The sequence below is a fragment of the Pseudomonas sp. NY15356 genome, from assembly GCF_048068175.1.
GTDB classification, from domain to species: Bacteria; Pseudomonadota; Gammaproteobacteria; order Pseudomonadales; family Pseudomonadaceae; genus Aquipseudomonas; species Aquipseudomonas putida_K.
Genome location: NZ_JBLUPW010000040.1, coordinates 24526 through 35444, shown reverse-complemented (window position 1 = coordinate 35444; position 10919 = coordinate 24526). Strand labels below are relative to the sequence as shown.

At 65.4% G+C, this 10919-nt stretch carries 13 protein-coding genes; 3 read left to right on the top strand and 10 right to left on the bottom strand.

The features are described 5' to 3' along the window. Positions 1 to 125: 125 nt before the first annotated feature. Positions 126 to 353 carry a DUF6555 family protein gene (locus tag ACNFCI_RS22395; protein WP_084857528.1) on the bottom strand — a complete coding sequence of 76 codons (228 nt, stop codon included), beginning with the start codon at positions 351 to 353 and terminating at the stop codon, positions 126 to 128. 336 nt (positions 354 to 689) lie between these two features. Here ACNFCI_RS22395 and ACNFCI_RS22390 point away from each other — a divergent pair, with 336 nt between their 5' ends. Continuing rightward, positions 690 to 953, top strand: a complete 264-nt coding sequence (locus ACNFCI_RS22390; RefSeq protein ID WP_084857665.1) for a DUF1652 domain-containing protein — start codon at positions 690 to 692, stop codon at positions 951 to 953. A gap of 16 nt (positions 954 to 969) precedes the next feature. On the opposite strand, the gene ACNFCI_RS22385 is transcribed toward ACNFCI_RS22390, so the two are convergent. From ACNFCI_RS22385 to ACNFCI_RS22365, 5 genes are all read right to left on the bottom strand, one after another. Then, positions 970 to 1584 (bottom strand): Yip1 family protein, encoded by a 615-nt coding sequence (locus ACNFCI_RS22385; RefSeq protein WP_196145299.1) that lies wholly within the window; start codon positions 1582 to 1584, stop codon positions 970 to 972. 88 nt (positions 1585 to 1672) lie between these two features. Continuing rightward, positions 1673 to 1960, bottom strand: coding sequence for a hypothetical protein (locus ACNFCI_RS22380; protein WP_084857532.1), 288 nt, complete (start codon positions 1958 to 1960; stop codon positions 1673 to 1675). 203 nt (positions 1961 to 2163) lie between these two features. After that, positions 2164 to 2769 carry an START domain-containing protein gene (locus ACNFCI_RS22375; protein WP_084857533.1) on the bottom strand — a complete coding sequence of 202 codons (606 nt, stop codon included), beginning with the start codon at positions 2767 to 2769 and terminating at the stop codon, positions 2164 to 2166. 95 nt (positions 2770 to 2864) lie between these two features. Beyond that, the gene (locus tag ACNFCI_RS22370; protein ID WP_084857535.1) at positions 2865 to 3701 is read right to left on the bottom strand and encodes a bifunctional allantoicase/(S)-ureidoglycine aminohydrolase; all 837 of its coding nucleotides are present in this window, start codon (positions 3699 to 3701) and stop codon (positions 2865 to 2867) included. Positions 3702 to 3887: 186 nt separating this feature from the next. Beyond that, complete coding sequence (locus ACNFCI_RS22365; RefSeq protein ID WP_368829399.1) at positions 3888 to 4562, bottom strand: class I SAM-dependent methyltransferase; 675 nt, start codon at positions 4560 to 4562, stop codon at positions 3888 to 3890. A 113-nt stretch (positions 4563 to 4675) separates the two neighbouring features. Here ACNFCI_RS22365 and ACNFCI_RS22360 point away from each other — a divergent pair, with 113 nt between their 5' ends. Together ACNFCI_RS22360 and ACNFCI_RS22355 are read left to right on the top strand one after the other, a co-directional pair. Then, a complete protein-coding gene (locus ACNFCI_RS22360) occupies positions 4676 to 5563 on the top strand; it encodes a LysR family transcriptional regulator (protein WP_416768240.1) in 888 nt (295 codons plus the stop codon). A 123-nt stretch (positions 5564 to 5686) separates the two neighbouring features. After that, entirely contained in the window at positions 5687 to 6901 is a 1215-nt protein-coding gene (locus tag ACNFCI_RS22355) for a YeeE/YedE family protein (protein ID WP_368829401.1), read from the top strand. Positions 6902 to 6995: 94 nt separating this feature from the next. Here ACNFCI_RS22355 and ACNFCI_RS22350 read toward each other — a convergent pair whose 3' ends face one another. From ACNFCI_RS22350 to ACNFCI_RS22335, 4 genes are all read right to left on the bottom strand, one after another. Beyond that, a complete protein-coding gene (locus ACNFCI_RS22350; protein WP_084857540.1) occupies positions 6996 to 7325 on the bottom strand; it encodes a hypothetical protein in 330 nt (109 codons plus the stop codon). A 219-nt stretch (positions 7326 to 7544) separates the two neighbouring features. After that, positions 7545 to 8354, bottom strand: coding sequence for a gamma-glutamyl-gamma-aminobutyrate hydrolase family protein (locus ACNFCI_RS22345; protein WP_084857541.1), 810 nt, complete (start codon positions 8352 to 8354; stop codon positions 7545 to 7547). Between the two features lie 509 nt (positions 8355 to 8863). Next, positions 8864 to 9649 (bottom strand): amino acid ABC transporter ATP-binding protein, encoded by a 786-nt coding sequence (locus ACNFCI_RS22340; protein ID WP_084857543.1) that lies wholly within the window; start codon positions 9647 to 9649, stop codon positions 8864 to 8866. Between the two features lie 22 nt (positions 9650 to 9671). Next, on the bottom strand, positions 9672 to 10916 hold the full coding sequence (locus ACNFCI_RS22335; protein ID WP_368829402.1) for an NAD(P)/FAD-dependent oxidoreductase: 1245 nt from the start codon (positions 10914 to 10916) through the stop codon (positions 9672 to 9674). Positions 10917 to 10919 lie beyond the last annotated feature (3 nt).

Genomic DNA, 10919 nt, shown 5'->3' with positions numbered 1-10919 from the left:
GGGGGGGGGGTGGGGGGTGTTGGGGGGGGGCCGGGGCGGGGGGGGTTGGCGCCCCCCCGGGGGGGCCCCCCCGGGCCCCCCGGGGTGTGGGCGGGGGGGGCGCCCCCCGCGATGCTTTTTGCCCACTATCCAGACTGGCGCCAATGCACTTCAGTGATCCCGTAGCGCTCCGCCACGGGCTTGCTGACTTTCTTGATCTTCTCGCGCCCGTATCGCCCGATACGGGCCACCCCCGCATCGCAACTGGCCCAGTGCCAGGCCTCGGCGTTGTCCATCCGCTCGGCACGGATCACGAAGGACTTGTGCTGGCCGTGCAGTTCGTAGTCGATCACGAAGAGTTTTGCGTCGATCATCGGGTATCCACATCCCTTGCGCAGCATCGAGGGCTGGCCAGGTGCAAGACATTCCATGGCCTATCCGTGGGAATCGTGACGGCGCACAAAAGTTTGAAAAAAGTTCGTTTCCAACGACGAACGGTGGGCGCTGACCGTCCGTCGCACAGTGCCTGCAGCCGATCGAACAGCCGGAGCCCTGCGGCACTCTTCCTCTAAGGTGCTAGAGGAATTTGCGCGGCTGCATTGTTCAGGCGAATGGACCACCGCTTGAACATGCGCAATATCAATTGGCACTTCGCCAACATAGGGCGTACTCACACACAACAGGCCATCCAGTACAGAGAGGGTCGAACCATGTCGTTGATAGGTGTTTCGCTGCTAGAGATGCGTCAGCTGATCGAACAGGCCTGCCTGCCGGACCGCTGCGAGGTGACCTGCCCGGACGGTGTCAGCCTGAACATCCGTCTGGGCCAAGGGGAGAGCCTGGATGATTGCCTCACGGTCAACGGTATTCCCCTTGACAGCCTCAACAGCTGCCGGGACCTGCACGAGCTGGTGACCCAGTTGCGCAAGGCGCAACGCCAGGGCCACACCGCCGCGCTCAAGGCCATCGCCTGACGGCCTCGCGACCCGGTCAGCCGAGGCTGGCCGGGCGCACGTATTCCGGCATCAGGCCGTTGAACCAGAACAGGATCATCGCCACCAGGATGGTCACCAGCAGCAACAGCCCCACCCCCCAGACGCAGGTCGCGAACAGCATAGCCTGTTCCTTGCGCAGGCGCAGGAAGGTCTGCAACCCTCCGTACAACAGCACCGTGGCATAGGCCGAGGCCGCCAGCAGGGCCGCCACCGCCAGCCAGCGCATGGGCACCAGGCCCACCACACCGGCAACGAACCAGGGCGTGGCGCAGTAGGCGGCGAAGCCGATGCATTGGTTCAGGGTCGGCTGGGTGTCGAAGCCACGGGACATCCAGCGGATCATCACGCCCATCAGCATCACGCCGACCACGGTGGTGGCATACAGCAGGCCTGCCAGCTGCGCGGCGCTGCCCATGCTCAGGCGTACCCGTTCCTCGGCGGCCAGGCTCCAGCCGAAGGTGGTGGTGCCGACGAACAGGCACAGCGCGGGGATCAGGGCCAGGGCCAGCAGGCGCGGCAGGTACTGTTGCGGGTGGGCTTCCTCGGCGCGGCGTATGTCCAGCCAGGCGGCACCGGGGTGGGTGAAGAGCTTGAGCAACGGACTGTTCATAGCGTTCTCCTCGAGGGCAGGCGTGTCCTCTTTTTATGGAGAAGCACAAAGGGCCCAGGGTTCAGGCGAACTGCGGGCCGTTGATCGCTTATTGCAGCTCCAGCACCAGGTTCATGCCGCCATCCCCGCACTTGGCATGGTCGCGCACCACACCATGATAGCTGCGGCCATCCCACTCGAAGGCCACGCTGTGGGCGCGGTCGAGCTTGTCCGGCAGCGGTGGGTCGATGTGCAGGCGCAGGGCCGGGGACCCCTGCAGGTTGAGGGCAGCGAGCTGGACATGGCACTCCACGCGTTGGGCCACGGGGCCGAACAGGGTGTCACGGACGAAGTCCAGCTCCAGGCAGGCGCAGGGGGCACGGTAATAGGGCTTCATGGCAGGTATGGCCGCAGCGGGAAAATCATGGCTGGCTCCTCGAACAAGGAATCGCGGGGTATCGATCTTTCGAAGCCTATCGGACGATGGCGTTCAAATTTATTTCATCCCTTGGGGCCTGTGCGGGCGCATTCGCCGGTAAACCCGCTCCCACGAGGTGTGCGGCGATCCCTGTGGGAGCGGGTTTACCGGCGAATGCGTCGTCATGGCTGACGCTCGGCCACCGCCCTGAGGGTTCTCAACGTCACCAGCGGTGCATCCACCACGAACCGGTTGGCCAGCCAGCCCGGCACATCCCCGGCGGGGTCGGCCTGCAGCTGATAGATCACTTCGGTTTCCTTCTCGGCCAGCGGATGCATTGTCCATTCGCCACGCAGCCGCCGTACACGGATCAACCCCGGCACGGTCGGCAGCTTGCCGGGTTCGGCGCTCAGGTGGCGCACCAGGGTGCCATCGTCCAGGCGCTCGGTACGCACCCGCAGCACCATGTCCCGAGGCTGTGCCGGCCAGGGCAGGTCGGTGACCAGGTACACCCAGGTACTGTCGCCTTCGACGTCCAGCAAGCGCATATCGGCGCAGGCATACAGCCATTTGCAGGCCACCCGCAGGTTCTCCTGCAGGTCGGTGAGCGTGCGCACGCTCGCCTTGATCCGGGTGACGCCGCGAAATGCTTGGTAGGTCGAACCCTCGACACGGCTCAGGTACACATCGATGCCGTCTTGCCGTTGCGCCAGGTGCCAGGCGTCGGCCAGCGACACCGGGGCCGGCAACAGGAGCAGCAAGGCGAGCAGCAGGCGGGGTAGGGGCATGGGCAGTGGCCGGAGCGAAACGGAGCGGGTTCCTGAAGTATGGCCAGAAACACGAAGCCCGCCATGAAGGCGGGCTCGTGGACATCAGCCTGGGCTCAACGCTGTGGGTTGAGGGTCAGGTGCGCGTGGCGGTTGACGTCCTTGTACAGCAGGTAGCTGAACGGGCCTGGGCCGCCGGAGTAGCAGGCTTGCGGGCAGAAGGCGCGCAGCCACATGAAGTCGCCGGCCTCGACCTCGACCCAGTCCTGGTTCAGGCGGTATACCGCTTTGCCTTCCAGAACGTACAGGCCGTGTTCCATGACGTGGGTTTCAGCGAACGGAATCACGCCGCCCGGCTGGAAGGTCACGATGTTGACGTGCATGTCGTGGCGCATGTCGGCCATGTCGACGAAGCGGGTGGTGACCCAGCGGCCTTCGGTGCCCGGCATCTCGATGACGGTGGCATCCTTGCGGTGGGTGACGAAGGATTCTGGAACCGGCAGGCCTTCGACCTTCTGGTAGTGCTTGCGCAGCCAGTGGAAGGTGACGTTGGCCTTGCTGTTGTTGCGCAGGCTCCAGTCGGCACCCGGGGCCAGGAAGGCGTAGCCGCCAGGCACCAGGGTGTGATGCTTGCCTTCGACGGTGATGTCGATCTCGCCTTCGACCACGAACAGCACCGCTTCAGCGTTCGGGTCCAGCTCTGGGCGCTCGCTGCCGCCTTCGGGGGCGACTTCGACGATGTACTGCGAGAAGGTCTCGGCGAAGCCGGTCAGCGGGCGGGCAATGACCCACATGCGCATCTTGTCCCAGAACGGTAGGTGGCTGGTGACGATGTCACGCATCACGCCCTTGGGGATGACGGCATAGGCTTCGGTGAACATGGCACGGTCAGTCAGCAGCTCGGTTTGAGCCGGGTGCCCACCGTGGGGGGCGAAGTAGGAATGATTCGACATGGACAGTCTCGACTTGTTGTTCTTTCCCCGTGCCGTGTGCCGCACCGGCCGGTGCGCCGCAGGGGAGGCCTGGACAGAATATGGGCCTTTGCCTGGCATCCACAAATTAAATGTTGAAATGTCCGGTATTTATTCGCTGAATGCCTGCGTTCAGCGTGGTTTCTCGTCGCAACCAGTGCTTTGCCTTCACGCGTCGGCCGCTTGAGCGACCATCAACAACGATTGCGGCACCGGGCTTTGCGGATGTTGCGGCTCCTGCAGGCTGGCCAGGCGGAACCCGGCCAGGTCCAGGGCATTCAGCCAGCTGGAGAGGGTGCGGAAATACCAGGGCATCGGCGTCCATTGCCCGGCGAATCCGGCGAACGTTTCCTCGCGCCAGCCATCCTGGTAGTCGCCTGTGGCCATGCTCCAGGGGTGCAAGGTCTGGATGACCAGGGCGCCGCTGGGGGCGAGCAGGCCATGCAGGGCACAGAGCAGGGGGATGATGTCTTGGTGCAGCAGGGCGAAGTTGGCACAGACCACGTCATAGCCATGACCCACGTCTACCTGCGCTTCGGCCAGCTGTGCGTAGCTGGCCAGGTGCACAGGCGCCGAGCCTGCGCCGCGCGCAGCCTCGACCAGCGTCGCATCGCCGTCCACGCCTGTCGCCTGGATGCCGCGCTCGGCCAGGGCACGCAGCAGCCAACCCTCGCCACAGCCCAGGTCCAGGACCCGCTGCGGCTGGCGACCCATCAGCGCCAGAAGGATGGCTTGGTCGGTGACTTGGCGGCGGCTTTCGATGGCGCCGCTGCGCACGGCCTGGATCCAGGCCTGGGCGTTGTGCTGCCAGCTGCCTTGCAGCGTGGTGTCGGGCGTGGGCATCGCACGTGGTCCTGGTGGGGCATGTGCCAAGGATAGGCCAGGTGGAGTAACCCTGGGCAACGGCTTCTGGCATGATGCACTCAGCCTGTCCATTCGAAAGTCAAATCCTGAACATGACTGAAAGCGTGAAATCCAATAGGTCGATCTACGGCCTCGACCTGCTTCGGGCCGTGGTGATGGTCGCTGACTGCGGCAGCTTCACCACCGCGGCCACCCGGTTGCATTCGACCCAGTCGACGGTCAGCCAGAAGGTCCGGCGGCTCGAAGAGATGGTTGGGCATCAGTTGCTCGACCGCAGCAACCGCGAAGTGCACCCCACCGATGCTGGCGAAACGCTGCTGCGCTATGCGCGCCATCTGCTCGCGGTGAGCAATCAGCTGAGCGAGGCGATGTCGGGCGGGGTCACGCTCACCGTGCGTATCGGCCTGCCGGACGACTTCGTCGCCAGCAAGACCGTTCCGGCGCTCGCGGCCTTCAACCGCAAGCACCCGAAGGTCAAGCTGGAGATCACCGGCGGCCTGAGCCGCGACCTGATGAGCAGCTATGACCGCGGCGAGCTTGATCTGGTACTGGTCAAGCAGCGGCGGCACAGCCGCGAGGCCAACGCCTGCCAGCCCGAACGCATCGAGTGGATCGACAGTGCGCAGTACCCCTGTTTCGCCCAGGACCCGATCCCGTTGGTGACCTTCCCACCGCGGGGGCTCTACCGCGATGACATGATCAGTGCGATCGAGGCCATGGGCCGCAGCTGGCGTATCGGCTTCACCAGTTCCAGCCTTGCCGGTATCCAGGAAGCCGTGGCCAATGGACTGGGCGTGAGCCTGCTGCCCTCGCGGGTGGTCACGCCGGGGCATCGGGTATTGGGTGCCGAGGACGGTTTCAAGCCGATCAAGGTTTTCGAGGCGGCGATCTTCCATCGCCCCACGGCCGACCCGATGGTCAAGGAGCTGGCGGATATCCTGATCGGCATCCTGCGTGCCGAGGCCAGCGAAGGGCCCTGAGGGCGTCGCCCTTGATCGCGGGACGAGCCCGCGCCTACAGGGGAGGAATTGCCTGCCCCGGGTACGTAGTGCCCGGTCGGGGCGCTATACTCGCGGCTCGTTCCACTGTATCCGAGTATTTTCATGGGTCTTTCCACAACCGCCACACCCGAGCCGCGCCGCCTGGGCGCGCCATTGTTCGCCCTGGGCCTGCTGCTGGCAGGTGCCTGGTTCCTCAACCTCAATGCCGGCCTCAACCAGGTGCTGCTGCTGATCGTCGGTGCGGCCCTGGGCCTGACGCTCTATCATGCTGCCTTCGGCTTCACCTCGGCCTGGCGGGTATTCATCACCGAGCGTCGCGGGGCCGGCCTGCGTGCGCAGATGGTCATGCTGGCCCTGGCCGTGCTGCTGTTCTTCCCGGCCTTGTCGGCCGGCAGCCTGTTCGGCACACCGGTCAAGGGGCTGGTGGCGCCGGCGGGTGTCTCGGTGGTGTTCGGGGCATTCATCTTCGGCATCGGCATGCAGCTCGGTGGTGGCTGCGCCTCGGGCACGTTGTTCACCGTCGGCGGTGGCAATGCGCGGATGCTGGTGACCTTGCTGTTCTTCATCATCGGTTCGGTGACTGCCACCCATCACGTCGACTGGTGGTTCGCCTTGCCGTCGTTCCCGGCCACCTCCATCGTCCAGGCCTGGGGCGTGGTGCCGGCGCTGATTGCCAGCCTGGCCCTGTTCGGGCTGATCGCATGGGGCACGCGGGTGCTGGAAACGCGTCGCCATGGTGGGCTGGAGGTGCCAGCGCCGAGCGAGCACCAGGGCCTGCGCCGCTTGCTGCGAGGCCCCTGGCCGCTGGTATGGGGCGCCATCGCACTGGCGTTGCTGAACTACGCCACCCTGGCCTTGGCCGGTCGCCCCTGGGGGATCACCTCGGCGTTCGCCTTGTGGGGTGCGAAGACCTTGGGCGGCCTGGGTGTCGACGTGGGCAGTTGGGCATTCTGGCAGATGCCCGCCAACGCCAAGGCGCTGGCCGCACCTTTGTGGCACGACGTCACCACGGTGATGGACCTGGGTATCGTGCTCGGTGCGCTGCTGGCCGCGGGCCTGGCCGGGCGTTTCGCGCCGAGCCTGAACATTCCGCTGCCGTCGCTGGTTGCCGCAGTCATCGGCGGCCTGTTGCTAGGCTACGGCTCGCGCCTGGCCTATGGCTGCAACATCGGCGCCTATTTCAGCGGCATCGCGTCGGGCAGCGTACATGGATGGCTGTGGCTGGTGGCGGCCTATAGCGGCAACCTGGTCGGAGTACGCCTGCGCCCGCTGTTCTTCGCTGGCGAGCGCCGCGCGCCGGCCTTGAGCGGCTGCTGAGACTCACCGCCCCGCCATATGAGTGGCTGGGGCGGGTGTCCAAAATCTAACAAGGTGCTTCAGGTTGTTTATCTAACTACCTGAAATTAAAAGACTATCTTCGAGCAATGGCATGCTGCACGCATTGTTCGTAGTAGGTCTGCTTGATTGCGCTCGGCTTGAGCCGCGAGCGACTGTTGTAGGTCTGTTCGGTAATGCCGAATGCCGTCATGCGCATCCACGGCTTGGGAAACCGCCGTGTCTGCAGTTTCTTGCGCGTGGCATACAACGTCACGCCGGAAAGCTTGGCCTGTTGCGCTTCGGCGGCGATCTGCGAACCCCAGTTACAGACGTGCCGATCGTTCTGGTTCAAGGCCCTGGCCTGGGCGCCGAGGGCGACCGTAGCCATTACGCAGCCAGCGATCGTTGCTAGAAATGCCCGCATGTTGCTGTCCTAAGCTTATGAAGGAGAAGGAAGTTTGCCTTCGCCTTGCACGGCCGGGGGCCAGCAGTTTGCCGTCAGTTTTTGAAAAAAGTGATCGTGAGGCAGGCACATGCCAGCCGCCCGCTTCCACGGGAAGTGTTCTGGGACCAGCAGAGGGTGACCGGGGAAGCGGGAGGCGGCATTGCACCGCCCCACGATCGAAAACCTAACGAAGAGGAATCAGGCAGCCTGGTTGCGCTTGCCCTGGGACTTGCGCACCTGGGTACGGCAGGCTTCGCCGAAGGCTTCGAAGATCCGGATCGAGTCAGGGTTCTTCGCAGCTTGCCATTCAGGATGCCACTGCACGGCGAACAGGAACGGCGAAATGCTCGGGGCATGGATGGCTTCCACCAGGCCGTCTTCGGCGTGGGCGATCGGCTCGATGCCTTTGCCCAGCGTGTGCAGGCCCTGGCCATGCAGCGAGTTGACGCGGATCTCGTCGGTGCCGAGCTTCTCACGCAGCCAGCTGCCTGGCTTGATCTTCACGCTGTGCACGGCCTGGTACTGGACATCGACCGGGTCTTCGGGGTTTTCCCGGTGGTCGTTGAAGCCAGGTTCGGCGTAGACCTTCTGGTAGATGTCGCCGCCCAGGGCGACGTTGATTTCCTGCATGCCACGGCAGATGCCGAAGATCGGCAGGCCACGGGCGATGGCCATTTTCACCAGCGGGATGTCGAACAGGTCGCGATCCTTGTCCTGGGCCTTGCCTGGGGTCTGGTTTTCCTGGCCATAGAGGGCCGGGTCGATGTTGCTGCCCGCGCCGGTCAGGTAGACGCCGTCGGCCATGTCCAGGTAGGTCTCGAGGTCTTCGGTACCGCAGCAGGTGGGCACCAGAACCGGGACGCAACCGGCGAACTCGACCAGCGGGGTGATGTATTTGTGGGTCATGACCTGATAGTCATGGCCTTTGCGCTCTTGGGTGCCCATGGTCATCAGGACGACGGGTTTGCGCAGGGAGGGTTGCTTGTTGCCAATGTTGCTGTTGGACATATGTCACCTTGGGACAGGTTCTACCTGTCGTTGTTGTGCAGGCGCACGGCCTGGGCCTTGTGTGCGGCCTGGAGCCCCGAGCACTGCCGGCTCGCCAGGCAGGCGATTCCGGTCGGGGCTTGATTCATAGCTTGCCAGAGCCGTTCGATATGTCAAACGAGTGACGGCAGGTGCAGCCGCCGTTTTTCGGGGGTTGTAGGGCCTGGAGGCCTGAGGTGACAAGGGTTTGGCGGGGATTTGGGTCAATAATATTTAACGATGCAGTTGGGTCTTTGCGTGGGTGCAATAAGCGCCAGCAAGCAATAGGGGCGTTTGCGCAAGGCGGTGGACGACTTCGCAGCCGTGCCAATACGGCCCAGGCTCCGCTTGCTTCGTAGGCGCTGGCGCAGCCTGCGATGGGCCGCAAAGCGGCCCCTTGAGTCTGATGGGGTCCAGCGTTCAAAGGCTTGGGGCTGCTTTGCAGCCCATCGCAGGCTGTCGCCAGCTCCCACGAGGTTGTCACCCTTCAGTCAGTGCAGGATCTGCTTGAGAAACGCCTGCGCCCGCGCGGTCTGGGGGTGGTTGAAGAACACTTCAGGCGGGCTGTCTTCGATGATGTGCCCGCCCTCGAGGAACAGCACGCGCTCGGCCACCTGCCGGGCGAAGCCCATTTCATGGGTCACGCAGAGCATGGTCATGCCGGTGCCAGCCAGTTGCACCAGCACGTCCAGGACCTCGGCGACCATTTCCGGGTCGAGTGCCGAGGTGGGCTCGTCGAACAGCATGATCCGCGGCTTCATGCACAGCGCCCGGGCGATGGCCACGCGCTGCTGCTGGCCGCCGGACAGTTGGCTGGGGTACTTGTGTGCCTGGCTCTCGATGCCCACCTTGCTCAGGTACATGCGCGCCCGCTCTTCGGCGTCCTTGCGCGACAGCCCGCGCACGCTGGTGGGCGCCAGCAGACAGTTGTCCAGCACGCTCATGTGCGGGAACAGGTTGAAATGCTGGAACACCATGCCGATCTCGCTGCGCACCTGGGCCGCCTGGCGGCTGGTGGCGGCAAGGTCGATGCCGGCCACCTGGATGCTGCCTTGCTCGGCGATCTCCAGGCGGTTGATGCAGCGGATCAAGGTCGACTTGCCGGAACCCGAGGGGCCGCACAGGACGATGCGTTCGCCTTCGCGCACCTGCAGGTCGATGTCGTGCAGTACATGGAAGGCACCATAGTGCTTGTTCAGGCCTTCGATGCGGATCAGCACCGGGCGCGGGTCGGGTTCGGGGGCGAGGCTGGCAAGGCTCAGGGGGGCGGCGGTCATCTTGTTGTTCTCCCGCGTAGGTTCAGTCGAAGCGTGCGGCGCTGTAGGGCGCCGGATCGGTGAAAGGCTCCTGGCCTGTGACCAGCTCGGCCAACAGGCGGCCGGTCACCGGGCCCAGGGTCAGGCCGTGATGGGCGTGGCCGAAGTTGAACCAGAGGTTCTTGTGGCGCGGCGCCGGGCCGATCACCGGGCGCATGTCCGGCAGGCAGGGGCGCCGGCCCAGCCAGGGGCGATCGTCCAGGCGCTCGCCCAGGGCCGGGAACAGCTTGCGCGCCAGGGCTTCGCAGCGGCCCAGCTGGATCTCGTTGCCTGGCGCGTCGTGGGCGGCGAACTCGATGCCGGTGGTCAGGCGCACGCCCCGGGCCATGGGCGCCAGCACGTAGCCGCCCTGGGTATCGCAGATCGAGTGGGCCAGCTCGGCGCCGTCACGGGTGCTGTAGTGCATGTGGTAGCCGCGTTTGATCGCCAGTGGGAAGCGATAGCCCAGCGGCTCGAACAGCTCGGCCGACTGCGGGCCGAGGCAGGCCACCACCTCGTCGGCGGTCACCGGGCCTCGGCGGCTGTCCACCTGCCAGTGCTCGCCCACCTGGCGCAGGCTGCGCGCATCGCCATGCAGGAACTGGCCGCCACGTTGGACGAACAGCGCTGCATAGCCGCGGGTCAGGCCGCCGGGGTTGGTCACGGTCTTGGGGTCCAGCCAGTGGATGCCCCCGACCACATCGCCCTCGAGCTGCTGCTCGCGAGCCTGCAGTTGGTCGCGTTCGAGGATCTGGTAGCGCAGGCCATAACGCGCCAGGGCCTGCAGGTCTGCCTTGGCCTGGGCGAACAGGCCAGGGTCGCGGTACACCTCGATCCAGCCCTTGGCCTGGACCAGTGCGCCGAGGCCGGCGGCGTCGATCAGCGCGTCATGTTCCTCGACGCAGCGTTGCACCAGCGGCAGCATGTCGGCCGCCGCACCGGCCAGGCGTCCGGGCGCCGACTGCTGCCAGTAGCGCAGCAGCCAGGGCGCGGCCTTGGGCAGGTGCAAGAGGCTGTAGCGCACGTCGGGCTGGCGGTTCAGGCCATAGCGCAGCAGCGCGCCCAGGCTGCGCGGGAAGGCGTAGGGGATCACGCTGGAGCGCTCGATCAGCCCGGCGTTGCCATGGCTGGTGCCGCTGCCCGGTTCGTCGCGGTCGATCAGGATCACCTGGCGGCCACGGGCCTGCAGGTGCAGGGCGGTGCTGACGCCGACGATGCCGGCGCCCAGGACGATGGTTTGGCAATGCATGGA